The 24,452-nt window shown below is 67.4% G+C and carries 22 protein-coding genes and 2 pseudogenes; 12 read left to right on the top strand and 12 right to left on the bottom strand.

The genetic code is table 11. The features are described 5' to 3' along the window. Window positions 1-77: 77 nt before the first annotated feature. From BLW14_RS31965 to BLW14_RS31950, 4 genes are all read right to left on the bottom strand, one after another. Window positions 78-863 (bottom strand): HAD-IA family hydrolase, encoded by a 786-nt coding sequence (locus tag BLW14_RS31965; RefSeq protein WP_093710535.1) that lies wholly within the window; start codon window positions 861-863, stop codon window positions 78-80. Then, the gene (locus BLW14_RS31960; protein ID WP_093710534.1) at window positions 851-1,993 is read right to left on the bottom strand and encodes an ABC transporter ATP-binding protein; all 1,143 of its coding nucleotides are present in this window, start codon (window positions 1,991-1,993) and stop codon (window positions 851-853) included. Before BLW14_RS31960 ends, BLW14_RS31965 begins: the two co-directional genes overlap by 13 nt. 7 nt (window positions 1,994-2,000) lie before the next feature. Further along, window positions 2,001-3,854 carry an ABC transporter permease gene (locus BLW14_RS31955; RefSeq protein ID WP_093710533.1) on the bottom strand — a complete coding sequence of 618 codons (1,854 nt, stop codon included), beginning with the start codon at window positions 3,852-3,854 and terminating at the stop codon, window positions 2,001-2,003. 72 nt (window positions 3,855-3,926) lie between these two features. Beyond that, on the bottom strand, window positions 3,927-5,141 hold the full coding sequence (locus BLW14_RS31950) for an ABC transporter substrate-binding protein (RefSeq protein ID WP_093710532.1): 1,215 nt from the start codon (window positions 5,139-5,141) through the stop codon (window positions 3,927-3,929). 284 nt (window positions 5,142-5,425) lie between these two features. Between BLW14_RS31950 and BLW14_RS31945 the strand changes: the two genes are divergently transcribed. The 3 genes from BLW14_RS31945 (at window position 5,426) to BLW14_RS31935 (ending at window position 8,441) form a co-directional block, all read left to right on the top strand. Beyond that, a complete protein-coding gene (locus BLW14_RS31945) occupies window positions 5,426-6,733 on the top strand; it encodes a phytase (RefSeq protein ID WP_093710531.1) in 1,308 nt (435 codons plus the stop codon). A 98-nt stretch (window positions 6,734-6,831) separates the two neighbouring features. Next, entirely contained in the window at window positions 6,832-7,803 is a 972-nt protein-coding gene (locus tag BLW14_RS31940) for an inorganic phosphate transporter (protein ID WP_093710530.1), read from the top strand. Next, entirely contained in the window at window positions 7,797-8,441 is a 645-nt protein-coding gene (locus BLW14_RS31935; protein WP_093710529.1) for a DUF47 domain-containing protein, read from the top strand. The genes BLW14_RS31940 and BLW14_RS31935 overlap by 7 nt, the downstream gene beginning before the upstream one ends. A gap of 59 nt (window positions 8,442-8,500) precedes the next feature. Here BLW14_RS31935 and BLW14_RS31930 read toward each other — a convergent pair whose 3' ends face one another. Continuing rightward, on the bottom strand, window positions 8,501-9,244 hold the full coding sequence (locus BLW14_RS31930; RefSeq protein ID WP_093710528.1) for a GntR family transcriptional regulator: 744 nt from the start codon (window positions 9,242-9,244) through the stop codon (window positions 8,501-8,503). Window positions 9,245-9,410: 166 nt separating this feature from the next. Here BLW14_RS31930 and BLW14_RS31925 point away from each other — a divergent pair, with 166 nt between their 5' ends. Next, window positions 9,411-10,436, top strand: coding sequence for a Gfo/Idh/MocA family protein (locus BLW14_RS31925; protein ID WP_093710527.1), 1,026 nt, complete (start codon window positions 9,411-9,413; stop codon window positions 10,434-10,436). 587 nt (window positions 10,437-11,023) lie between these two features. Here BLW14_RS31925 and BLW14_RS31910 read toward each other — a convergent pair. After that, window positions 11,024-11,963: pseudogene (locus tag BLW14_RS31910) on the bottom strand (IS481 family transposase). A 20-nt stretch (window positions 11,964-11,983) separates the two neighbouring features. Here BLW14_RS31910 and BLW14_RS35840 point away from each other — a divergent pair. Genes BLW14_RS35840 through BLW14_RS31900 form a run of 3 tightly spaced genes read left to right on the top strand, consistent with a single transcriptional unit; the run spans window position 11,984 to window position 13,675 of the window. After that, window positions 11,984-12,688, top strand: a complete 705-nt coding sequence (locus BLW14_RS35840; protein ID WP_371128104.1) for an RHS repeat-associated core domain-containing protein — start codon at window positions 11,984-11,986, stop codon at window positions 12,686-12,688. Further along, on the top strand, window positions 12,585-13,256 hold the full coding sequence (locus BLW14_RS35835; protein ID WP_371128103.1) for a hypothetical protein: 672 nt from the start codon (window positions 12,585-12,587) through the stop codon (window positions 13,254-13,256). The genes BLW14_RS35840 and BLW14_RS35835 overlap by 104 nt, the downstream gene beginning before the upstream one ends. Then, window positions 13,253-13,675 carry an Imm10 family immunity protein gene (locus BLW14_RS31900; RefSeq protein WP_093710525.1) on the top strand — a complete coding sequence of 141 codons (423 nt, stop codon included), beginning with the start codon at window positions 13,253-13,255 and terminating at the stop codon, window positions 13,673-13,675. Before BLW14_RS35835 ends, BLW14_RS31900 begins: the two co-directional genes overlap by 4 nt. A 499-nt stretch (window positions 13,676-14,174) precedes the next feature. On the opposite strand, the gene BLW14_RS31895 is transcribed toward BLW14_RS31900, so the two are convergent. Beyond that, window positions 14,175-14,600 carry a YrhB domain-containing protein gene (locus BLW14_RS31895; protein ID WP_371128102.1) on the bottom strand — a complete coding sequence of 142 codons (426 nt, stop codon included), beginning with the start codon at window positions 14,598-14,600 and terminating at the stop codon, window positions 14,175-14,177. 296 nt (window positions 14,601-14,896) lie between these two features. On the opposite strand from BLW14_RS31895, the gene BLW14_RS31890 reads away from it, so the two are divergent. Next, window positions 14,897-15,436, top strand: coding sequence for a transposase (locus BLW14_RS31890; RefSeq protein ID WP_256332953.1), 540 nt, complete (start codon window positions 14,897-14,899; stop codon window positions 15,434-15,436). 91 nt (window positions 15,437-15,527) lie between these two features. Here BLW14_RS31890 and BLW14_RS35830 read toward each other — a convergent pair whose 3' ends face one another. Next, window positions 15,528-15,812, bottom strand: a complete 285-nt coding sequence (locus BLW14_RS35830; protein ID WP_143052031.1) for a DUF6193 family natural product biosynthesis protein — start codon at window positions 15,810-15,812, stop codon at window positions 15,528-15,530. A gap of 328 nt (window positions 15,813-16,140) precedes the next feature. Continuing rightward, window positions 16,141-16,728: an SMI1/KNR4 family protein gene (locus BLW14_RS31885; RefSeq protein ID WP_093710524.1), complete on the bottom strand. Its 588-nt coding sequence runs from the start codon at window positions 16,726-16,728 to the stop codon at window positions 16,141-16,143. Between the two features lie 155 nt (window positions 16,729-16,883). Between BLW14_RS31885 and BLW14_RS31880 the strand changes: the two genes are divergently transcribed. The 3 genes from BLW14_RS31880 (at window position 16,884) to BLW14_RS31870 (ending at window position 19,811) form a co-directional block, all read left to right on the top strand. Then, window positions 16,884-17,701, top strand: a protein-coding gene (locus tag BLW14_RS31880) for an IS5 family transposase (protein WP_093710523.1) whose coding sequence is annotated in 2 segments (ribosomal slippage) — window positions 16,884-17,226 and window positions 17,226-17,701 — 819 coding nt in all. Because the reading frame shifts where the segments join, the coding sequence is not laid out codon by codon here. 124 nt (window positions 17,702-17,825) lie between these two features. Beyond that, complete coding sequence (locus BLW14_RS31875) at window positions 17,826-18,074, top strand: hypothetical protein (RefSeq protein WP_093710522.1); 249 nt, start codon at window positions 17,826-17,828, stop codon at window positions 18,072-18,074. Window positions 18,075-18,182: 108 nt separating this feature from the next. After that, complete coding sequence (locus tag BLW14_RS31870) at window positions 18,183-19,811, top strand: helix-turn-helix domain-containing protein (protein WP_177154172.1); 1,629 nt, start codon at window positions 18,183-18,185, stop codon at window positions 19,809-19,811. 56 nt (window positions 19,812-19,867) lie between these two features. Here BLW14_RS31870 and BLW14_RS31865 read toward each other — a convergent pair. Together BLW14_RS31865 and BLW14_RS31850 are read right to left on the bottom strand one after the other, a co-directional pair. Then, window positions 19,868-20,404, bottom strand: a pseudogene (locus BLW14_RS31865) (transposase); the annotation flags it as partial. Between the two features lie 628 nt (window positions 20,405-21,032). After that, the gene (locus BLW14_RS31850; protein WP_093710519.1) at window positions 21,033-21,554 is read right to left on the bottom strand and encodes an ATP dependent DNA ligase; all 522 of its coding nucleotides are present in this window, start codon (window positions 21,552-21,554) and stop codon (window positions 21,033-21,035) included. A 662-nt stretch (window positions 21,555-22,216) separates the two neighbouring features. Between BLW14_RS31850 and BLW14_RS31845 the strand changes: the two genes are divergently transcribed. After that, window positions 22,217-22,576 (top strand): HIT domain-containing protein, encoded by a 360-nt coding sequence (locus BLW14_RS31845; RefSeq protein ID WP_093710518.1) that lies wholly within the window; start codon window positions 22,217-22,219, stop codon window positions 22,574-22,576. A 299-nt stretch (window positions 22,577-22,875) separates the two neighbouring features. Here BLW14_RS31845 and BLW14_RS31840 read toward each other — a convergent pair whose 3' ends face one another. Next, a complete protein-coding gene (locus tag BLW14_RS31840; RefSeq protein ID WP_218137693.1) occupies window positions 22,876-23,964 on the bottom strand; it encodes a hypothetical protein in 1,089 nt (362 codons plus the stop codon). Window positions 23,965-24,452: the final 488 nt, after the last annotated feature.

Below are 24,452 nucleotides of genomic sequence, written 5' to 3'. Positions count from 1 at the left end.
GGTGGTCGGGAAATGTGCGCGGAGGACCGCCGGCCCGGCAGCCCACAGGTGATGCCGGGCTGCCGGGCCGGCGGTGCTCACTGAGTACGCGGGGCCGATGCCCCGAGGAGCAGTCCGCGCAGTTCGTCCGGGTCGCCGACGACGGCGTCGGGTTCTGCCTGAACGATGTAGGGCCGGTCGTAGGTGGTGCGAGCTTCCATCAGGACGGTGGCGCCGGCTCCGGCTCGCCTGCCGCACAGGACGTCGCGGTCGTAGTTGTCACCGACGTACCAGCAGCCGGCCGGGTCGGTGTCCAGGGCCCGTGCGGCGATGTGGATCATCTCCGGGTTGGGTTTGCGGACGGCGACTTCGTCGCTGTAGACCTGCACCGCCACCCGCTCGTCGAGGCCGTGCTCGGCCATGTACGCGCGGTGCACGGATCCGGAGAGTGCGTTGGAGACGATAGCGACGGCGATGCCGAGGTCGTCGCAGGTGTCGAGGAGCTCGGACATGCCCTGGCGGGTGGTGCGGTCCTGCTTGAGTTCGCCGAGGCGGTGGCACAGCGGATCGGCGTGCGCGGTCACCCAGGCCTGCGCCGCGGCCGGCCAGTCCGCGGCGACGAAGTCGCGCCAGAAGCGCTGGTGGGTCAACTCCTCGGGCGCCGCCGGCCGGCTCATCGCGTTCTTCCAGTGCGAGTCGGCCGTGGAACCCGCCTTGAGATCGGCCTCGATGTGCTCGATGCTCAGTTCGCGGCAGCCTGCCGCGCTCAGCGCGGTGTGCAACTCGGTGGCGAGTTCGTTGGCCCAGGTGGGCCGGTTGGTCGTCGCCACGACCACCCCGCCGAAGTCGAGCAGGAGGGCGGTGGGGCGGGTCAGCTGGCCCATGTGGCGGTGTTCTCCTCGGTGAGTGCGGCGTCGGCGGCCTCGTCGGGCAGCCTGTCTCCCGACGCGTCGAACAGGTGCAGGTCGCTCGTGCGGACGGCGCAGCGCACGGTCGCCCCCGGGGCGGCGTGTACGTCGGTGTACGAGACGAAATACAGCTCGGTGTCTCCCGCGGTGACCAGTACGGTCCAGCTGGAGCCGGTGGGCAGGGCGGTCTTGATGGTCGCTTCGAAGACGTAGGTGCCCGCGGGTGGCTGGTCGCCCTCGTCGAGCAGCCGCAGGTTCTCGGGGCGCGCGCCGATGGTGGTCAGCCGGTCGGTGAGGTCGGGGCGTGCCGCCAGGACCTGGTCGCGGGCCGTCTCGGTGAACGCGTCGTCGCCGACCTCGAAGAGGTTCATCGGAGGGCTGCCGACGAAGCGGGCCACGAAGGTGTTGGCCGGCCGGGCGTAGACCTCCATGGGCGGGGCCATCTGCTGGACGTGTCCCTTGTTCATCACCACGACGTGGGTGGCCATGGTCATGGCTTCGAGCTGGTCGTGCGTGACGAAGACGATGGTGTGGCCGGTCTCGTCGTGGATGCGCTTGAGTTCGGCCCGCATGTCCAGACGCAACTGCGCGTCGAGGTTGGACAACGGTTCGTCCAGCAGCAGTACGTTCGGGTTGACGGCGAGCATGCGGGCCAGGGAGACGCGCTGCTGCTGACCGCCGGAGAGCTGGGCGGGGTAGCGGTCGGCAGCCCATTCGATCTGCATCATCTTCAGCGCAACGGCCGCGCGTTCGGCCCGTTCGGCCGGTTTGACCTTGCGGACCCGCAGGCCGAACTCGACGTTCTTGGCGACCGTCAGGTGCGGCCAGAGCGCGTAGTTCTGGAACACGAGGCCCATGCCGCGCTTCTCCGGCGGGACGAAGACGCCGTCGACGGTGGAGTCCATGATCCGGTCGCCGACGGTGATGGTGCCGGCGTTGAGCGGTTCGAGTCCGGAGATCATGCGCAGGGTGGTGGTCTTCCCGCACCCGGAAGGGCCCAGCAGGCAGGTGAACGAGCCGTCGGGTATCTCCAGGTCGAGGTTGTCGACCGCGGGCGGTCCGGAGCCGTAGCTCTTGCGCACCGCCGAGAGCGTGATGGTCGGCATGACGTCTTCAGCCTCCGAGTCCGGACGACAGGTTGGTCTTGGTCAGGCGTTGGGTGAGGTAGGTGGCCAGGAAGGAGACCAGAGCGATGACGAGCACCACCGCGTTGGCCATCTGGTCGTAGGCGTAGTCGACCAGGTTGATCGACAGCGTGGTCAGCAACTGGGTGCCGGTGGTGGTGAGCATGATGACGATGCTCAGTTCCTTCAGGCCGGAGATGAACGGCAGGATGACGCCGGTGGTCAGAGCGCCGCGCTGGATCGGAATGATGATCTTGCGCAGCCGGGTGAACCAGCCGGCCCCTGATATCTGCGCGGCCTCCTCCGGTTCCCGGCCGAGCTGCGTCATCGCGCTGATGCCCGACCGCGAGGCATAGGGCAGGTGGGTGACGGCCAGGACGAGTACGAGCAGGCTGACCGAGCCGTACAGGGCGGGAACCGGTCCGCGGCGTACGGCGAACAGTGAGAGGAAGGCCGCGGCGAAGGCGATGCCCGGCACCATGTACGGCAGGAAGCTGATCTGCCTCAGGAGCGAGCCGGTCCTGCTGCTGCCGGCGCGGACCACGACGTAGCCGACGAGCAGTCCCACCACGCCGCAGATGAGGGCGGCGAGGCCGACGATGCGCAGGCTGTTCCACGCGGCTTCGTAGAGTTGACTGCCCCGCAGCACACCGTGCGGGAAGCCGGGGGCTCCGGGCAGATCGCTGCCGACCCAGTACTTGAGGGTGAAGTTGTCGGCGCGGAAGACGCCGGGGGTCTTGCTGACGGTGGACAGGGCGAGGGTGGCCACCGGGAGGATGACGCCCGCGGTGAACACGGCCAGCGCCGCACCGAGTGCGGGCCGGCGCCAGCGTCCGAGGTCGGAGACGCGGTCCATGGCGCCCTTGCCGCCCACCGTGATGAATCGCTTCTGTTCCCTGGCGAGCCGGGTGTCGACGAGGATCACCAGGACCCCGACCACTACGATGACCGCGGTCAGCACGGCGGTGACGCCACGCTGGTGGCTGTTGACCGCGCGGAACAGCGAGGTGGACAGCAGGCTGTAGTCGACGGGCAGGCCCAGGATGTAGGGGGTGCCGAAGGTACCGAGGATGCGGCCGAAGACCAGCAGGACCGAGGACGACAGCGACGGAAGCATCAGCGGGAGGGTGATCCGGCCCGCGACCGTACGGCGGCCTGCGCCCAGGATGCGGGCGGAGTCCTCCAGCTGGCTGTCGATGCGGCGCAGGGCGTTGCCGAACAGCAGGAGGACGAACGGGTAGTAGTGCAGACCCAGGCAGAGGATGATCGGCACCTGGCCGTATGCCAGCCAGTTCGGTGTGTGGACGCCCCAGGACTCCAGGATGCCGATCTGGCCGCCGGAGGAGTCGTTCTTGAACAGTGCCAGCCAGGCCAGCGCGAAGGTCCAGGACGGCAGCATGTACGGCACGACCAGCGCGGTGGACAGCCACTTGCGTCCCATTACGTTGGTGCGGGTCAGCAGCCAGGCCATGGATCCGCCGAGGACCACGGCCACGACAGTGACCCCGAGCGCGACCACGACGGTATGCAGCAGCGGCTCCCAGAACAGGATCCTGGCAACCGGCGAACGGAAGACCCGCCAGAAGTAGTAGCTGGTGAAGCTGCCGGGATCCTGACGGGCCTGGCCCTCGTCCCCGTGCTGCACCTGGGCGGAGTCGGAGAGCACCGCCACCAGTGGTGCCAGCACCAGGTAGAGAAGCGCGATGACGAGCAGGATGCCCAGGAGGTGCGTCGGCTCGTGCCGTAGGACACTCAGCCGGTAGCGCAGCCGGCTGAGCCGGGTTCCCGCCGGTCCGTCGGCTTCGGGTGGGGCGGTATCGGGTGAACGGGTTGCGGCGGCCATACGCGGTTCTCCGTAATGTGTCCGTGTCCGTATGCGTGCCGGCGGGGTCCGGGCGGACGCGCCGGCGATCGGTCAGCCGTGGTTGAGGCGCCAAAGGTCCTGCATCGGCTGCAGGTTGTCGAAGTCGCTCTTGAGCTTGGACGGGTCGAAGACGAAGAGCTGCTTGTTCCAGTCGGTCAGCCCGTCGGGCAGGAACGTGCCCTGTTTCAACGCCGGGTTGCCCGGGAGGCCGCCGTTGCCCAGCTGGGTGTCCACGCCTTGCTGCGTGAGCATGAAGTACACGAACAGTTTCGCCGCGGCGGGGTGCTTGGTCTTCGTGGCGACGGCCGCGTACTTCGGGTACTGGTAACCGGACCAGGGCTGCATCTCGGCACAGACCCTCATGCTGTAGCTCTTCTCCTTCACGTCACGGAACTTCGCGTTGGACACCAGGGCGACCCGGTCCTTGGTCTGGTTCGGTGAGGCGACCGCGGCGGTGGCATCGTCGTCCGAGGACGTCAGGATCGGGCCGTTCTTGGCCAGCCCCTTGACCCATGCCTCCGCCGCCGAGTCACCGGAGGCCAGTTCCTTCCTGTACTTCGTCTTGTACGCCTGCCGCAGCCCGGCTTCCCCGCCGGCCTTCAACTGGTTGAAGAACTCGACGATGTTGGGCTTGCCCAGGGGGTCCTGCATGGCGACCTTGCCCTTCCAGGCGGGGTCGGCCAGGTCCCAGATGTTCTTCACGGGGCACCCCTTGGGGAAGAGCTTGGGGTTGTAGATCCACATGTTCCCCTTGGACAGCACCTGCAAGGGGCTCTGCCGGGAGGGGGGGATGTCCTTGACGAGGCTGCCGGGTATCCAGGTGTAGACGACCTTCTGCGCCAGCAACTGGCCGACGAGCGAGGGCCCGTCCTCGTAGAAGGTGGCGTCGATGGTGACGTTGCCGGCCTGGTTCTCTCTGGTCATCTTCTCCAGGGTGTCGCCGACCTTGCTTTTGACCCCTGTGGCCTTGATGCCGTACTTGGCGGTGAAGGCGGCAGCGGTCTCGGTGATGTCACCGGTGCTGTCGTAGACCGTGACGCTGCCCTCCTTCTTCGCCTCGGCGACGAGTGCCTCCAGGTCGAAGTCGGAGTCGATCTGCGGCTTGGCGCCGGACGCGGAGTCGGTCGCGGCTCCGGTGCCCGTGGGACCCGTGGACGGCGCGCAGGCCGCTGCGGCGCCGAGCGCGCCTGCGAGGACGAGCGATACGGCGATGCGCCGACGACGGCCGCCGGAACGGGGGGCGGCTCCGAGTGCAAAGCTGGGCATGGGTTGACCTCTCGCGGTGTCCCGGAGAACCGGGCTCGATTGGCGTGGTCCGAGGCCAACGAGCACCGCTCGGCGACCTGATGCCGGACAGCTTCGACCTGCCCGAAGCACTATGTCAAGACATCAGGATGAAACCCGCACACATAATGTTCACCCCTCCGCAATCAGCAGGTCATCCGCCATCTGTCGGGAGAGGTCGCGGCGCACCCCTTTATTTGTCAGCACATTCTTATGTAAGGTCCGTTCTCACCGATGAGGTGACTCACTTCCGTCAAGGAGGAACCATGCACAGACGCACCCGCCTGGCCGCCGGTCTCGCCGTGCTCGCGACCGGCCTGACCGCCGCCACCGCCACCGCGTCGACGCCGCCGCTCCCGGGCAACCACTCCGTCGCGCCCGTGTACGCCAAGGCCGAGACCCGGGCCCTCTTCGACGACGACGCCGGCGGCAACTCCAACGCCGACGACCCCGCGATCTGGTACAACTCCGCACGCCCCGGCTCCAGTCTGGTCCTGGGAACCGCCAAGGAGGGAGGTCTGGACGTCTACCGCCTCGACGGCTCACTGGTGCAGTCCCTGCCGGCCCCGGCCGCGCCCGGGACCGATTCCGCACCCGGCCGGTTCAACAACGTGGACGTGCTCACCGGCGTGCGGTTTCCCGACGGCAAGCGCTCGGACGTCGCCGTCGTCACCGACCGCGGGCGCGACCGCATCCGCTTCTACCGGATCGACGGCTCACGGCCGGGCACACCGCTGACCGATGTCACCGACACCGCCGTCCCGCGCGCCTTCGCCGCCACCGAGGCGGAGGTCGACGACCAGTACACGGCGTACGGCACCGCGGTGTGGCGGGACCAGGACAGCGGCCGCTCGTACGTGCTCGCCAGTCGCCGCCACGCCCCTGACCTGGCGCTGTTCGAGGTACGTGTCACCGGGTCCGGCACCGTCACCTACAAGAAGGTGCGCACGCTCACCCTGCCGAGCACCTTCCGCACGCCGGGCGGCACCTGGAGCCCGTGCCAGGACCCGGGCGACGGTCCGCAGATCGAAGGGCTCGCGGTGGACGCCGACGAGGAGGAGGTCTACATCGGCCAGGAGGACGTCGGCGTCTGGAAGGTGGACGCCGACCTCGACGACGAGCCGGAGCTGGTCGACCGGACGCGCCAGTTCGGGATACCGGCGGTCTACGACCCGGAGACCGACGAGTGCGTGGCGGGCAGCGATCCGGGATACGGCGGCGAGCACATCACCGCGGACACCGAAGGAGTCACCCTGGTCCGCGGCCCCTCCGGCCACCAGTACCTGATCGTCTCCAGCCAGGGCGACTACACCTACTCCGTCTACGACACCTCGGACGACGACGAGTGGACCGGCTCCTTCCGGGTGGCCCCGGGCGCGGTCGCCGACGGCTCGGAGGAGACGGACGGCATCGCCGCCACGGGCCGGGCGCTCGGCACGGCCTTCCCGAACGGCCTGTTCGTCGCGCAGGACGGCTACAACGCCCCGGCGTCCGGTGACGACGGCGACCGCACCGACACCAACTACAAGCTCGTCGACCTGTCCGACGTACTGCGCGCCGCCGGCGTGCGCTGACCGAACGGCACCGGGAGGGCGGCTGTCCGCCGCCCTCCCCTTTCCGTAGCGGCCGCACACCGGCCGCACCTGGTCCCAGCCGTGAGAAAGGCTCCCACGTGACCGTCACCATCGCCCTGTGCGTCACCGCTGTCGCCTTCGTCTTCATCTGCGGTGCCAACGACGGAGGCGCTCTGCTGGAGCTCGCCGTACGGCACCGCGGCCGCTCGGCGGGACTGCTCCTCACGCTGCTCGTACTGGCCGTCGGACTGGGGCCGGACCTCTTCGGACTCACCGTCGCCCGCACGTTCACCGGCCACCTCGGCCAAGGGCCGCCCGACGCCGCGCGGCTGGTCTTCCTCGCGGGCGCCGGCGCCTCGGTCCTGCTGGTCCTGCTGCTGGCCTGGCGCGGCGTGCCCACCTCTCTGACCTTGGCCGTCCTCGGAGCACTGGCCGGAGCCGATGTCTCCCTCGGCATCCGTCCGGCGTGGGGCAGCCTGGGCATGGTGCTGGCCGTCGGCACTGTCGCGCCCCTGGTGGGAACGGGAGCCGGCTGGTTCATCGGCCGTGCGATGCATCTGCTGCCCTCCCTGCACGGCATGCCGCGCATCGTGAGCGTTTTGCAACTGACGGCCTTCGGCTGCCAATGCCTGGCCTACGCGGCCAACGACGCACAGAAGATGTTCGCGGTGGTGGCCGTGGCCTTCGCCGGAGACGTACTCATGCCCCAGCCATGGCAGGTCGGCGACGCCATGGTGGCCGCGGTGTTCGCGACGGGCGCCATGACGGGTGCGCGCAGAGTGGCTCGCGGAGCGACCAGTCGGCTGCTCACCACCCGGCCCTGGCAAGTGATGTCGGCCGAATTCGCCTCGTCCGCAGCGGTGTTGTCCACCGCCGGCTTCGGCATGCCTGTCAGCATGACGCAGTCGGTCGCCGGCGGACTCGTCGGCACGGGCGTCAGCGAGGGCAGCCGACGAGTGCGCTGGCAGTACACCCTTCCACTACTGACCGTCTGGCTGGTCACACTGCCGGCGGGTTTCGTCGCCGGCGCACTGGCCGGCCTGATCCTCAAGGGAGCCACCTCATGGTGAGCGCGACCGTGCGCCGCGTCATAGGCGATCTCACCGGACGCACGCACCGCACAACCATCGGCCTGCTGACCGCACAATTGGACGCGACCATCAGAGGTGTGGACCTCGCGGCGGACCTCGCCGCGGGGCGTGTCTCTCCGGCCGAGGCGCGCGAGCGTATGGCCGGTGTGGAACACGAGGGCGACGAACGGCGCGCCGCGCTCGTCGCGGAGCTGTCCGCGACACTGACCACGCCGATCGACCGTGAGGACCTCTACCGCTTCTCCCGGTCCGTCGACGACGTCCTCGACGGCCTGCGGGACCTGGTCCGGGAGACCGATCTCTTCGGCCTGCCCGGAAACCCGGACGACCTGCCTGCCCTGCGGGCGGTGCACGAGGGCCTGGTCGCCCTGCGCAAGGCGGTCGGCGAACTGACGGGCACCCCTGCTCGGGTACACCAGGGCGCCATGGCCGCCCGCAAGGCCGCCGGGCGGGTGCGTCGCACGTACCAGGAAGCCATAGCCGCACTGCTTCGCGAGGAGGTGCGCGTCGACACGCCCGGCCGCCGGGAGTTGCTGCGCCGCCTCGACGGCATCGGGCGGCGTCTCAAGGACGCCGCCGCCGACCTGTCCGACGCCCTGCTCAAGCGGGGGCACTGATTCCCGCGACGCCGGGCCGCCTCTCGCCGCGGGCGCGTGCGTGCCGGCGCGTCCGCGGGTCAGTGTGCGGCGACGGTCATCTCGAACGCGTAACGGGAGGCACGGTAGACGTGCGACCCGTACTCGACCGGTCTCCCCGAGCCGTCGAACGCGGTGCGGGTCATGGTGAGCAGGGTCGCGCCGCGGGCCTCGTCGAGCAGTTTGGCCTCCGCGGCCGTCGCCCTGCGGGCTCCGATGGTCTGCTCTGCGCTGCTGAGGACAACGCCGGACCGGCGCAGGAGTTGGTACAGCCCGCCCTCGGCCAGCGAGCCTGCGCTCAGCTCGATCACACCCTCCGGGAGGAAGTTGTGCAGCAGCGCGATCGGCTGGTCCTCGGCGAGACGCAGGCGGTCGACGGACAGCACCGGGCTGCCCTCCTGCAGGCCGAGTGCGGTCGCGGTGGCGGCTCCAGCCGGGACGGTCTCGACGGAGAGAACCTGCGTGGACGGGCGGCGGCCGTCCCGCTCCAAGTCTTCGAAGAGGCTGGTGAACTCGACGTGCCGGCGTATGCGATTGGTGACGACCTGGGTGCCCACGCCACGCTTGCGGGCCAGCAGCCCCTTGTTGACAAGGTGCTGCATCGCCTGGCGCATGGTCGGGCGGGAAAGGCCGAACTCATCGGCCATCTGGATCTCGTTGCTCAGCCTGGTACCGGGCGGCAGGTCACCCGACTCGATGAGGCCCTGCAACTGCTGGGCGAACTGGAAGTAGAGGGGGACCGGACTGCTCCGGTCGATCGTGATCTTCTTTGTGAGCGATTCCACATCACCCTCCTGCGCTCTGCTGCCGACACCTGCCAGTATGCCTCACTCCACATTAGATTCGTACGTCTTTATGTCTGAACAAACTCTTGCTCTTCTCTCGGCCTGGGGATAGAAATCAACTGGGTCGTCCCCGGCTCGTCCCCCCGCCCGCTCGAAAGGTTCGCACATGCGTATTGGACTCATCGGTACGGGCCGCATCGGCGCGTTCCACGCCTCCACGCTCGCCGCTCTTCCGGCCGTCACCGCGCTCCTTCTCCACGATTCCGACGCACGCTCGGCCCGTAGCGTGGCGGACAACGTGGGCGGCGAGTACGCCGACAGTCTCGGCGTGCTGCTCGGCGCCGGACTGGACGGCATTGTCATCGCGTCGCCCACCGGCAGCCACGCGGAGCTGATCCTGGCCGCCCACCGCGCGGGACTGCCTACCTTCTGCGAAAAGCCCGTCGCCTCGACGCTGGAGGAGACCGACCGCGTACTGTCGGCGTTGCAGGACTCGGACGTGCCCCTGCAGATCGGCTTCCAACGCCGTTTCGACGCGGGTTACCGGTCCGCGCGCGAGGCCGTCGCTGCCGGCCGGCTCGGCTGGACGCACACCCTGCGGGCCTGCACAGCGGACCCCGCTCCCCCGCACCCGGGGTACATCCCCGGCTCGGGCGGCATCTTCCGTGACTGCTCGGTGCACGACTACGACATCGTCCGCTGGGTGACCGGCCGGGAGATCACCGAGGTCTACGCCACCGGGGCCAACCGCGGTGACGAGTTCTTCGCCGCAGCCCAGGACGTCGACACCGCCGTCTCCGTACTCACCCTGGACGACGGCACCCTGGCCACCTGCACCGCCACCCGCTACAACGGCGCCGGTTACGACGTACGGCTGGAAGTCTGCGGCTCCGAAGGCACCCTGGTCGCCGGTCTCACCGAAAGGGCCCCGCTGACCTCGGCCGAGGGGGCGGCCTACCCGGCCGACTCCCCCTACCCGGGATTCATGGAGCGCTTCCAGGAGGCCTACCGCGCCGAACTCACAGCGTTCACCGAAGTCGTGGCGGGCCTCAGCCCCAGTCCATGCACTGGTGAGGACGCCCGGGCGGCTCTGGCTGTGGCCGAAGCCGCCACCCGCTCAAGGGCCGAGGGCCGCCCCGTCCCAGTCTCCGCTTCCAGGCGAGAGCGCGTGTACGGCAACACCCGCCCCTGAGCCGGTCCGTGTCAGGTCGGGAGCTCGCCCTTTCGGCACTGACCTGCCCTCGGCACCGCGACCAGCCCGGGGCCGCCCGTTCGGTGGGCCAGGCGACGGCCGCGTACTGGGTGGAGTTGGGTGCCGTAGAGCGCGGACGCGGCGTTGAGGGCTGCGGTGCGGGGCCTCCAATGTCTCGCAGGACGACGTCGGCGAGTGCCGGGGTCCGCGGCTCTTGGGCAGCTGGTCGGCGCGGCGCCGGACGTTGGAGGCGATCGCGCGGGCGTCGCCGGTCAGCTAAAGGGCGATCTACTCGTATTCGGAGATTGAGGCCGGTAGGGCCGCATGTTGCGGCATAGCGAATTCTCCTGCGATTTTCCAGCTTTGTCACCCTGAGTGGTCGGTGGTGACCGTTGATAACTCCGCGCCGTCGTGACCGGGCACGGCGGCGGGATCGTCCAGCGCATCGTTGTCTGGCCCGTGGGGGCAGGCTGAAGAGTCACGGGGTAGACCTGTCCGAAGCGACGCTCGCCGCGATGTCTCATCGAGTGGTCGCCGCTGTCCCAGTTGATGCCCAAAACGGGGCGGTCAGCGACCTCCAATGCGAGCTACGTCACATATACGCCGGAGTGGCTCCCAGTGTGCTGACCTGTGAGGTCGGGGACGCGGCCGGCGGGTGGTTGGCCCTTGAGCGCGGTGTGTCCGCGGTGGTGATTGCAGGTGTGCAGCCATCGCGGGCAGGTGTCGCGTCGTTCGGTCTCGGTTCGGTCGGTCTTCGCGTAGGCCCATTCGTCGAGCAGGGTGCGGTTGCACCGCTCGACCTTTGCGTTGGCCTGAGGCTGGTAGGCGGGTCCGTTTGTGTTGAATGCCTTGCGCTGACAGGGCGTCGCGCCAGTGGCGCGACTTGTAGCAGGCGCCGTTATCGGTCATGACCCGCTGGACCGTGATGCCGGCGGCGGTGAAGCAGGCGTGGGCCTGTTGCCTGAATCCGACGGCGGTCTCTTTCCTCTCGTTGGTGAGGATCACGTTGTAGGCCAGGCGGGAGTGGTCGTCGACGGCGTTGTGCGGAAGCCCGTCCCGGCGTTCGCCCGGTTCCGGCGGCCCGCTTGCCGGTCGAGGGCCTTGTGGCCACCGCCGTCGGGGATGTTCCCGAGCTCTTTGATGTCGACGTGCACGAGGTCGCCGGGGGCGGGGTGCTCATAGCGGCGGATCACCCGGCTGGTGGCCCGGTCCAGGTGAGCCAGGCGGGCCAGCTTGTAGCGAGTCAGGACATGGTGGACGGTCGCCGGGTTCAGCCCGAGCAGGTAGGCGATGCGTGCCGGTCCCGAGCGGTGCAGGACGCGGACCTTGATGATCCGGCGCTCGGGTCCGGGACGATGTCCGGCGGGGGCTGTGGTGCGGGCGGGAGGAGCGGTCGGCCATCCCGGCCTCACCCAGAACCCGGTAGCGGGTCGCCCACCGCTGAGCCGTCGTGGGCGAGAGCTGGAAGCGCTCGGCGGCCCGCCGAAGCGGCCAGCCGTCCTCGACCACGCAGTGGGCCAGACGCAGGCGGCCGGTCTCGGTCGGGGGTGCATTACGGTGGGGACAGCGCGGCCGGCTCCACCATCGCCATCCGCTCCAACGAAACCGGCACCGAGAAACTCAGCTTCCTCACCGCCGACCGCCACGGCACCGCCTCGATCGCCGTCACTGCGGACTCCACGCAAGCGCTCACCAAGCGCTACACCACCCCCTTCGGCTCCGCCCGAGGCACCACCACCGGCACCTGGCCCGACGACAAATCCTTCCTCGGTAAGACCGCCGACACCGGCACCGGACTCACCCACATCGGCGCCCGCGAATACGACCCCTCCCTCGGTCAATTCATCAGCGTCGACCCCATCCTCGCGCCGGACCAGCCGCAGTCCCTCAACGGCTACAGCTACGCAGCCAACAGCCCCGTTACCAACAGCGACCCCACAGGCCTGAAAGTCTTCGAAGGCGATGTTGCTGGCACTGGTGGAGTCGACAGCGGCGGCGGCAGCAACAAGCCCGCAGAACACCGCGAACAAATCGCAATAGACAACAAGGGCTGCAAGACACTCGGCGAATGCGGTGGCGGTGGCCCTCTGCCAAGCCCCAGCCCAGGGCCGCCCCCTACGCCTGGGCCATACCCGAAGACGAAGGCAGGTGGTCTGTTCAGTTTCCTGTGGGGGCTGGGGCGTAACCTTGCCTACACCGTTGACTACTTTGCCCTCTGGGACAGCGACTGCCGATCCGGTGGGGGGGGTTGACAATCCGGGCTGCGACTACGGTGAGTCATACGACGAGGCGGCAGCCAACCTCGGCGTTGACACCGAAGGGGACGCATACCAGGTTCCGGGAGCTCTAGCTTCGCTCTTCGGCGCCCATAGCGGAGAGCATCCTGGAGTATTCGGAGCAAAGCCGAACACGAGATCGGGTAAGCCGACCTATGGCGACAGGGCGGCGAAGGGCCGCCGTGGCACTATTACGGGCCCTACCACGACGAAGACCCACTGGGCGCGAGTGGAAGTTACGCGGGACGGTCAGCTCGTCGTCACGTACACGGTGAGAAGTGGCAGCATGACTAGCAGCGAAAGCCAGTCATCGAGTCACACCGAGACACGGACCATCCGAATGTCTGGGACCACGAGTTACAGCGTCAACGGTGACCGGTACGCGAACATGGCCCCCGTGCAGCGAGGAGATACGATAACCATCCATGGCCTGAAACCGCCCTGCACAAACTGCCGTAACAGGATGAGTCAGGCAGCCGAAGAACTGGGTGTCACCTTTATCTACAAGCAGGGCAGTCGAGAATGGAGTTGGGGTAATAGATGAGTTCGCCATCCCCTTACTGGACAATCACGAAAATGGTTGCGGGAGAAGCCGTACCCGGCTTGACCTTCACGGTCTTTGTTGGAGACGGTGAAGATGCGGAAGTAGAGGGATTCTACTTCGAATTTCAGCGCGACCTAGGCGATCAGCCTGAAGAGCAGGACGTGCGAAATGAAACCGACAGCTATTGCGTTGTAAATGAGGCAGACGGCGTGCACTACGGAGGTGTGGAAGAGGTTGCAATAACCGGCAATGTGCTGCAGCTTCGCTTCAACGACGAAGCAGTCGAAGAACTGGAGCTGCCGTCAAACCTAGTTCCGCTTAGTATCGGCCCGAATATTGACGCCGAAGTGCTGCGAGCGGGGCTGCGCAGGGTTTTCTCCTACGGCAATCCACAACGGGTTCCTGTCATGAATCTCTGACGCGCGTGGGACCTGAAGCCCCTGGAGTGCCTGTGCGGATGTGTTTGAGGCGCACTGGTGTCAGTGGGTGACATGTTCAATTGGAGCTGGATCCTGCGTGCAGCATTTTTTTACAGGTGTGCGCCAAGCAGGGCGCGTGCGTTCTCATCTGCCGGGATGAGCAACTCGCCCGTGGATGTGCCCTGATGGCCCGCCTACCTGGGTCTGGATGTGGCGAACGCGACCCCTGATGATCAATGTTCTCGAAGCCGTTGATCAAGAACAGGGGTCGCGTTCGCGTGCCATCCTCCCTGCTCGATGTCCTGTAACGCCACCGCAGGGGCGTCGACCTGCCTCAACGGGGCCGCGTTGCTCACGTTTCGCCTTGCCCCCCGAACCACCGCTCAACTACCCGGCCTTGGGCGTAGCCCACAGCCCTGATCGCCCAGCAACTGCTGTAGCAGCACGGTGAAGCTGTAACATGCCTTACTTGCCTGGCTTGTGCTATATACGCTCACCTCTAGGTTCGTCTTGACACCCTAGATAACGATCGCAGTGTCCGTACAGCGTGCACGCGTCCGCGCGTAGCGGCGACTTCGCACAGCGCATCGTGTAGATCGTCTACTGCGGTGCGCACCGGCAGCCCACGTATCCGGGCTCGATAGTCGGCCTCCCACTCCCCGGTTACCGCGGAGACGACGCCGACCCGGTGCAGTCCACCGTCGACACGGTCGACCAGATAAGGCCCGTTACCGGCCAGCATGAACTCCGGGTTCCGGGTGCGCACGAACTCCTCGGAGGTCCAGGAGACGATCCACACCAGCTCGTGCTCCTCGACGTCGACCACAGCCATCCGCATCGCGTCCACACCCGCAGCCCGCCACTGCTGATAGTCGCGCTCCAGCTGGTCCTCGACAGCCTGAACGGCGGCCTCTCGCTCGATCACGCATGCAGCTTCCCGCACCGACCCCTCCCTCGACCAGCGAATTTGCACGGCCCAGGGGCACCTACGAGGCGTCTGACGGACCTTCTTGGCCAGGAATACGACAGCAACGGAACAAGTGCTCTGCGCCAGTACCCCCAGGTCCTGGGCGGCTGCGATGCTCGGCAGACGGACCCCGACCTCCCCTGGGAGAGAAGCATGGAGCTGAGCGCCACCGGCGAACCCGTCGTGACTCATGAGGACACCCAGGTCGACGTCGGTCTTGACCTCCAGGCGGGCACGCTCAAGCTCCTCGCTGAGTGGATGACCGCTGGAACCAGGGCTGCACGAACGCCTGGAGGGTGTGGGAGGAGATCGTGCCGCTCGGCTATCAGGGCAACTACCAGCGGGTTCGCGCCTATTTCTGGGAGAAGCAACTCTCGCCTGGCTCCGTTACGGCTCGGCCACCGTCACCCCGCGCCGTCACCGGATGGATCCTGCGCCGGCCGGAGAACCTCACCGAGACGGAGCACCTTCGACTCAAGGCCGTTCTGGTCCACTGCCCTGAGCTGGACGCTCTCACCGGTCACGTCCGGTCCTTCGGCCAGATGCTCACGGAGCGCCAGGGCGAACGGTTGCCGCAGTGGCTCGATGCCGTCCGGCGAGACAACCTCCCCGGCCTCCACACCCTCGCCGCAGGCATCGACCGCAACCGCGACGCCGTGATCGCCGGCCTCACCCTGCCCTGGAGCTCGGGCGTGGTCGAAGGACACGTCAACCGAATCAAGATGCTCAAACGCCAGATACTCGGCCGCGCCGGCTTTCACCTCCTCCGCAAGCGCGTCCTGCTCTACTCGTGAACCGCAGGTCAGACCGTTCTGGGTGGCCAGTTGGTTTTCCCCGTCCGTGACCGTCTGATAGGGAGCCAACTATCCACGGGACCAGTGACGGTCAGTCACTTGATTCGCGCTCGTCATCCATCTTGTTCGGCGGTTCCCGCGACGGCCGGCCGAGATCGGTGGGGACGTGGCGTACTGCCAGGGCGACGGCTTCCTCGGCTGTTGCGGCCTCGCCGAGAACGTCATCGGAGAGCGGATGCCTCTTCACGCGGAATGGGCTGCCACTGTGTGACGCGACGATGGCCACCTCATCGCGGAACGGGTATCCAGCGCGGGAGCTGAAGCCGAGCGTCCAGTGGCTGACGAGGCGATGCCCGCCGAAACGAGTGGGCTCCAATCACCGGGAACCACTGTGAGATCGGCGCCGAGTTCGGCCGCCAGCTGTTCCAGCGCTGCGGCCAGGCTGCCCGCAGCAGCCAGATCAGGGTAAAGGTCAGAGTCCACCTCCATATTCTGCCGTCGCGCCGCCACCAAGTGAACGGCGATCAGACGTCGCAGCGAGGCTGTGGGCACGTGACTCCGACTGTCCGTTGCTCACGGCCTGGGGAGTCATTGACATCACACTAAGTCAACCCTCACGGAAAGTGAGCCAGAGCCCAAACTCGTGAACACCTACTGTCCGTTCTCAGGTTCTGGCTCAGTTTCCGTGGGCTGGTTACGGAGAGTCAGATCTTCGGGGCCATGCGATGGCGGTTTGGATGGGCACGAAGTTGGGGTGAGGTGAGTTCGAGGGCCCGGTTGTCGCGTCCGGCACTCATGTGGTTGAGCCAGCGTCCGTACCAGTCGAGGAAGTCGGTGGCGGAGGAGACGTTGGGGCCCCAAAATCCGTCGCTGTTGCCGATGAGGACGCGGCCGGTGAGGGGACCGGTCACCGCGATGACACATACGTCCGTGCAGCCCATTTCGATGACGTGGAGGAAGAGGTCGCGTTCGTGACCCCTGGGTTCTGCGTCGTCGAATCCGCGGGGTGCCCCCGGTTCCTCCCGCGGGTTCATGACCAGCAGGGAAGACCGCTCCAGCGGCATAAGGCCATAGAACGGCGCCGCGCCTGAGCCGCCGATGTGCGTGAGGAACTGCCGGTAGGCGTCAGGCAGGGCGATGTCGTGCTCGGCCTCGAACGCAGCGACGCGTGCGTCTGCCAGCTTCGGACCGAGGCGGAACTTGTGTTGCTCTTCTCCGAAGGAGTGGCTGCGCTGCGGTTGGAAAGGGATCGCGGCCAGCTTGTGACGCAGGCGGGGTATGCGGGGATCCATCGTGCTCTTCTCTCGTCCCCGTCACCCTATGGGGGGCTGTGGTCAGCGGCCATAAGAGCCCTCTTCCGCAGCAGAGCGAAGCCGGTTTCTCTAAACATCTGGCGCTTGAGCGCCTTAGACCGTGTCCTATGTGGGGTTGGTTCGTTGGACTCGTCATGGGCCGGGGTACGTGGAGTTGGATTGTTCCGGACGGGCTGTGGGAGATCGCGGAGCCGCTGATCCCGCCGTCGAAGGTGCGGCCGCAGGGCGGCGGGACGCAGGACACGCCTGATGAGACGCTGTTCGCCGCGATCATCTACGTACTGGTCAGCGGATGCGCCTGGCGGGCGTTGCCGCCGTGCTTCGGGATATCGAAGTCGACGGCTCACCGCAGGTTCCTGATCTGGTCGCGGGCAGGTGTGTGGGGCCGGCTGCACGAGGAGATCCTGCACCGCCTGGACGACGCCGGCCTGCTCGACCTGTCCCGGGCCGTCCTCGACTCCGCCCATGTCAGGGCCAAAAAGGGGGCGAACTCACAGGTCCGAGCCCCGTGGACCGGGGCAAGTCGGGTTCCAAGATGCACGTCCTGTCGGACGCGAACGGACTGCCCCTCCTCGTCGGTCTCACCGCGGCCAACACCCACGACAGCCTCGCGCTGAAGCCCATGATCATGGGTCACCAAACGAGACACGACCCCCACCGCGGCCGCTACTTCAAGCCCCAGCGTCTCCACGCGGACAAGGCATACGATGTCCCCCACCTGCGGAAATGGCTATGGGGCAAGCACATCGGCGTGCGCATCGCCCGCAAGGGCATCGAGCCCAGCGAACGCTTAGGGCGCCGCCGATGGGTCATCGAGCGGACCATGTCCTGGCTGACCGGCTACCGCAGACTCAACCACCGCTACGAACGCCATCCCCGCAACTACCTGGCCTTTCTCGGCCTCGCCGCCACCCTCTGCTGCTACAAACGACTCGCTCGACTCACCACATAGGACACGGTCTTAATCCGTTTGACGCTTGTAGTGGAGGAGAGCATCGGGTGCCGCCCTCGGACGTCCGGCGAAGCCCAACTGGTGGCCGCCTGGCAGAGCGACGCTCGGCGAAGGCGGCCAGCTGATGGCCGGGCAGCCGAAGCCGAACGCGGCCGTCTCGACGAACACGGCGCGCGTGGACGTGCCGCGCCTCCTCGGAGCGCTGAAGGTCGCCACCACGGACCAGATCCAGCGGATCACCATGCCGCACCTGAACCACCGCCACACTGACAAGCCCACGGCCGCAAAGCGGAAGACGGCCCGGACCGCGACCCACACCGCCGCCCTGGCCGGCGCATTCCTCTGCTCTCACTGCGGGTGGACCCATCGGTGACAGGCGGCCTGCCTCGTAGGGCACAAGTGAGCTGAGCATCGCAACTGGTTGGGTGCGTGAGCAGCAGGTCAGGGCCGGATGGTGTCGCTACGCGAGACGGGGCGGGGCATGGGGCGTGACGAGAAACCGCTCGATCCGAGGCAGAGCCCAGTGGCGCGGCTGGCCTTTGACCTGCGGCGGCTGCGTCGGGAGGCGGGCGGGCCCACGTACGCCGCCATGGTTCGCCGTGCCGGGTACTCGGTGGCGACACTTTCACGGGCGGCTGCGGGCGAACAGTTGCCCTCTCTGCCCGTGGTGCGGGCCTACGCGACGGCATGCGGCGCCGACCCCGGGGAGTGGGAGGAACGCTGGTATGCCGTATCCCGGGAACTGACGGTTCGTGAGCAGGCCGACGATGCGCCGTCTCCGTATCGGGGTCTGGCAAGGTTCGAACCCGGTGATGAAGACCTCTTCTTCGGCAGGGATACGCTGGGCGCCGAGCTGCTAAACCTGACGAGGGAGCACCGTGTGGTCGCCCTCCTCGGCCCTTCGGGCAGCGGCAAGTCCTCGCTGCTTCGAGCGGGTCTGATTCCCCGACTGCAGCGGGCGGTCCGGTCAGGTGAGCACGGTGCGGCGGCCCGTCCGGCGGCCATTCGGGTCCTGGCCCCCGGGGCGCGCCCGCTCGACCGTTACCGGTCCGCGCTTGTCCCCGCGACGGGTGAAGGGGAGACCTGGGTCGTCGTGGATCAGTTCGAGGAACTCTTCACACTGTGTCCCCATCCGGCGGAGCGGGAAGAGTTCGTCGCGGCGCTTCTGGCGGCTCAGGACCCGGGCAGCTGCCTTCGTGTCGTCCTGGGGATCCGCACAGACTTCGCCATGCGCTGCCACCAGTACTCCGGGCTCGCCGAGGTGATGCGCGGCGCAAGCCTGACCGTGACCCGCATGAGCACGGCCGAACTCCGCGAGACCGTCGTCGGACCGGCGCGCGCACACAACCTGGTCGTCGAGCGCGCGCTGACGGCCCGGCTCATCGCCGACGTCACGGAGAGCGGATCCGCGTTGCCGCTGCTGTCTCATGCCCTCCTGGAGACCTGGAAGCGTCGGAGCGGGCGGACGCTCACCCTTGCTTCCTACGAACGGGCCGGCGGTCTCCAGGGAGCCATCACAAAGAGCGCCGAGGGCGTGTACGCCCGGTTCGACGCCACCCGGGCAGACACCGCACGACGGATTCTGCTGCGGCTGATCACCCCAGGGACCGACAACACTCCCGACACACGCCGCTCTACGACACGGGCGGAGCTCGAAGCCCTCTCCGGCGCCCCGGAAGCGGACGGCGTCCTGGAGGCACTGGCCCGAGCCGGACTGATCACACTCGACGGGGCCGGCGTCTACCTGACACACGAGGCACTCATCAACGCCTGGCCCCGGCTGGACCACTGGATCGAACAGAACCGTGAGAAGCTCCACTTCCAGCGTTGGCTGACAGAAGCCGCCGACGCGTGGGAGGCGATCGGACGGGAACAGGGCGTGCGGATATCCCCGATCCGCTTGGCGCAGCTCGCCGCACTCGCCTCAGGGGCCGAGCAGGATGACATCACCCCTCTCGAAGCGGACTTCCTCGCCGCCGGCATGGCCACACACCGCCGTACGCTCCGGAACCGCCTCGTGACCCTGGCCATGGGGTCCCTGCTGGTGGCCACAACCCTGCTGACCGCCGCCATGGCGCGAAGACAGCGGAGACTGCTTCGCGGACACTAAAGGTTGTTGCAGAAGGGTGGGTGCGGGCAAGCCGGGGTGGTGTTTGACCTGGTGGTTCAGCCTGTCATGGCGAGGTTGTGCATGGTGGCGACGGCTTGGACGGCGTGGTGGAGTCCGTCTCCTTTCTGGCGGCAGTCGCGCAGGATTTTCCAGTTCTTCATGCGGGCGAAGGTGTGCTCGACGCGGGCGCGGACGCGTCGGTGTTCGGCGTTGTCCTCCTCCTGGCCGCGCAGGAGTGGCCGTCCGGCTCTTCTGCGGTGCGGGACGATCAGCCCGGTGCCCAGGTACGCCCCGTCTGCGATTGTCCCGGCCGCGACGGCGGGCAGGTCCGATTCCCGCCAGGCGTGTGCGTCAGCCTTGTTCCCGGGGACGGGGCGGGCGGAGGCGATCACCGCATCGATGATGACCTGCACGTTCGCCGAGAACCGATAGTTGCGGGAGGACGCGGCGACCCTGCGGTCGCGGACCGGGACCAGAGTGCCGTCCACGATCCACAACCGTTCGACATCCGCTACAGGCCGCAGCGCCGGCTCCAGCGCGAGAAGCGGCCTCAGCCGATGAATTACCCGGCAGACGGTGGCCGGAGAACAGCCCAAAGACGAGTTTCAGACCACCGATGCGTCCCTTGACAACGACCACAAGGTCGGAGCCCTGGTAGTACTCGGCCACCTGCGTGAGGACCTCGATCGGGTAGTTGCGATGGATGCCCAGCGGGCTCCGGATGTCTTCTCCGTGCACGATCGTCTCGCCCAGCATGGCGACGCGCAGTCGCCGGTACCCGGCGAGCCGGATCGAGGGCTTCTTCACGTCGTGGTGGATGCGGAGGGAGTCGCGGGCGCGGCCCTTCTTCTTGAAGCGCGGGTATCCGACGCGGCGGCCTGCTCGGCTACCGCCCAGGGAGTCCAGCCAGTTGCCCCAGGCCCGGTCGGCGTCGATCATGGCGGACTGGAAGGCGTAGGTGTTGACCTCGTGCCACCACGGGCACCGGCGGGGAGGTCCCTGCGCACCGGCCGCGAGGTCAGGGGAACGCGAGTCGCCCTTGATCCGGTTCAGGTCCTTTTGCACGGCGGGCTTCGTCGGGACCGGAACCCGCACCTGCTTTCGTGCCTCTGCCTCCGTGATCCCCGAGTCGAAGATTTCCTGAACCTGGCGGCGCCACTCCTGGTGAGCGGCTGCAAGCCGAAGGGCCCCTGTCTCGACGAGGAGGCTGCTCGGCCCGTGTCAGGCCGGTCGTCCGCGGTCTGCGTCAAGCTTGCGTACCTGTGCAGGAGGCAGGTCGCGGCGGATTCGTACGTACCGCACGGGGTGCCGTCCTACGCCGTGCTCCTGGGCGGTGTCGGCGCTCACCTCGGCGACATGGTCGGGTTCGACGAGTACGGGGTCGAGGAGGTCGCGGCTTCCCCACCGGGCGCTGAACCGGGCCCCCGTCCACGGATGGTCCGGGCCGGCCGGAGTGAGCAGGGCCGCGACCTCCTGGGCGGCCGCCGCCTTGAGCGGGACGGTTTTTCCGACCAGGCGGAGCCGGCCGGTGGTGTCATAGCGGCCCAGGAGCAGAACGTTCGGGCGCCGGAGGGATCCGGTGACACCGCCGATGATCGCCTCGGACGACTCCCTGCGCCACTGGTGAAGTGTCGGTATCTGGCAGCTGCGGTATTCCAGGCCATGGTCCGTTTTCTGGGCACCGTCAGTGCCTGACGCTGTCGGGGAACTTGGGAAATTCTCCGGGGCAGCCTCGTTGCTCATGGCCGGTCGGGTTCGTTAGATCGCGATGACTTGCCAACGGCTCGGGATGCCGCTGGGCCGATTCGGGAGTTGAGGAACTCTGTGGCGGACCCAACAAGCACGAGGAGCCACCATGGTGTGAGGGCACCACGTTCGGCTGACAGTCGCACGAGGGCAGGGTGTCGGAGCCGACCTGGGCCCGAGAATGATCACTTGTCCTGCGTGCCCGGTCGTGATGAGAGTGAGTGATCCCGGTGCAGGACTCGGGCTGGATGTCGTAGAGATCGCGCGGGAGGAAGGCAACCTTCCTGGCATTGGTACGGGTGCAGGCGGCCTTCGGCACCGGCGGCAGTGGTCCGGAGAGAATTCCGCGTTGCCGTAGGGCGAGAGAGAGTGGCGTCGACCACCGGCGGCCGACCTTGCCCTGACGGCAGGTGACATGCTTGGCGTCCCAGTTGCGGAGGTCCGTGAGCTCTCGACGGCACCGTGTGGGCGTCATGGACAGGGCGGTGTTCGATCGGTGGACGAACAGCGACCACGGTTACCGTCCGGGCAGCGCGGAAGCACCCTTCAGGAGATCATTTCCTCACTCGACTGAGTGAAGTGCAAGCGAAGCCGCCCGGACTGCCGTGCCCAGGAAATACGCTCCTCGTCCCGTTGATCATTCACTTCCGGAGGCGTAGATGTCAGGACAGACAGAAGCAGGGTGCATCTTCTGCAAGGTGGCGACGAAGGTGATCCCAGCAAAAACGATCGCCGAGACTGACAGCGCTCTGGCCATGCATAGCGTCAACCCCGCAGCCCCGACTCACGTCGTCGTCATCCCCAAGGCTCACTACAAGACCGCGGCCGACTTGGCCGACAAGGCGCCGGACGTCATGGCTGACGTCATGCGCGAAGCCTGCAAGGCGGCCGCAGCCTTGGGACTTGCGGCGGAGGGTTACCGCATGGTGGTGGACACGGGCCATTCTGCGAGCCAGGAAACTACCCACGCTCAGGTGCACGTCATGGGCGGCCGGAACATGAACTGGCCCCCCGGATAGAAGTGGCCCTCCGGAACCAGGACGGGCTGCGGCGTACCCAGGGCACGTCCACGTCGTGCAGGGCCGGAACATCCACCCGACGCAGCTACTGCTCCTGACCGACGACGAAGCCCCGCAAGGGCCGCCGTCACGGAGACCGACCAGGAGTCGGACACACCACGGGCCCCGGGAATCAGCAAGCTCGTGCCAGCCGCGCGCTGAACATCTCGGGCCCGTCAGCTCGTTTCACTGGTGAAGTGTCGGTACTTCGGGAGCTGCGGTATGCCCCGGTCGGGGTCTGGGCTCTCGATGCCGTCAGATCAGCTCCGCGAGGACACGTACTCGGACCAGTTGTTGCCTGCGAGAGTGGCCCAACGGTCGGCCGTTTTGGGATGGATGCCGAGAAGGTCAGCGATGATCATCGGCGGTAGATCCGTGAGGGCGTTCAGCATGGCGGTGTTTCGAGCCGCGCGAGCTGACAGGCCGTGGTGCCTCATGGTGTCGGCGAAGCCGATTGGATTTCGGGGACGGCCAGGGCTTTGACCAGGCAGAAGATGTCGTGGTCCGGTCACAGCGCTGTGCCCGGGTGTACTGCAACGGATCTGGTCGGCGATAAGGCCGGCGAGCTTGGGTGGCAGCAGGAAGGGGTGCTGCTTGACCCTCAGGTATGTGTGCTCTCGGTCGCGGCTGATGTGCTCGGTGGTGAGTTCGACGATCCGGGTCAGGGGCAGAGCGTAGAGGCGGACAAGAGCTCCGGCGATGCGGACATCCAAGGGCAGTGTGGCGTCGTTGAGGCAGCGCGTCAGTTCTGCACGTGCGTCGTCTTCGGCTTGGAAGTTGCCCGGGAGTTGGGAGTCTGGGCGGTCGATGACCAGATCGGGAGGACAGAGGTGCCGGGCGATGCCCCAGCGGAGGAAGGGGATGGCTCGGGCGCGCAGAGTCGGCCGGTCGGTTGCCCAGGTGTCCAAGTGCGGCTGTTGGAGCCGGCGGAGGTTCAGGCTCTGGGAGTCGAGCCAGTTCAGGAGGTCGATGGCGGCAGTTACGTTTCCGTAGTCGCCCTTGTACGCCGCGTAGGTGTAGCGGCCTCGTGATGAGCGTCGGCGAGCATCACGGACGATGTGCCACTCGGCGAAGGGGCGGATGATGTTGGCCTGCCGTGCTGGAAGGTCGGCGACCGTGCGTGTCACGCGGTTGGTGAGCAGTGCGAGATTCTCGTCCCGCGGCGCAAGGATGCCGGCGGTGACGAGGAGTCCCCGCACGTATGCCGATGCGGCCCGCTGAGGGAGTGCGTCGAGGGCCCCGTGGCTCAGGGTCTCCGGGGAGAGGGCCAGGCGCTTCACGAGGTGAGCGGCTGGGCTCCGTCGCAGCCACTTCAGGACCTGGTAAGGATTCTCCGCATCGGTCAGCACGTGGATGAGCGGCTGTAGGTGCGGTGCCACGCGCTCCCCGTCCGCGGAAAGTAGATGGGTGACGCGGTTGGTCAGAGTGCAGCGGGGACAGCGACCTGCGGAGTACAGGTCCGCTGGTTCGTCGCAGGTCGCACAGCGCTCAACTGGTTCGTCGGGGAACGAGCACGCCTTGCACAGCGGAGCTCCTTCGGGCGTCTGTCCTACGAGGATGCGACTTCGGCGGCAGGAGGTGCATGGAGCGGGCGTCGACCGAGTCGTCCGGTAACAGGAGGCGCAGACCGGCCCTCGCGGCCAGAAGATCTTGACCTTCGTGGATAGGCCGCAAAGTGTGCAGGGTCCTTCTGCGCGCGGTCGGCACGTGTCGCAGTGGAACGCGCCGCGGCCGCTATCGATGTGATGGCCTGGGCGAACCTTCCTGCAGATTGCGCACGGTTTCTTCGACCGTTTGTGGCATCGGTAACAGGTGTCGGGCCTGGTCCCGTCGGCCC

The sequence above is a fragment of the Streptomyces sp. 2131.1 genome (assembly GCF_900105515.1).
GTDB lineage: Bacteria > Actinomycetota > Actinomycetes > Streptomycetales > Streptomycetaceae > Streptomyces > Streptomyces drozdowiczii.
This window is presented reverse-complemented; position numbering and strand designations above follow the sequence as displayed.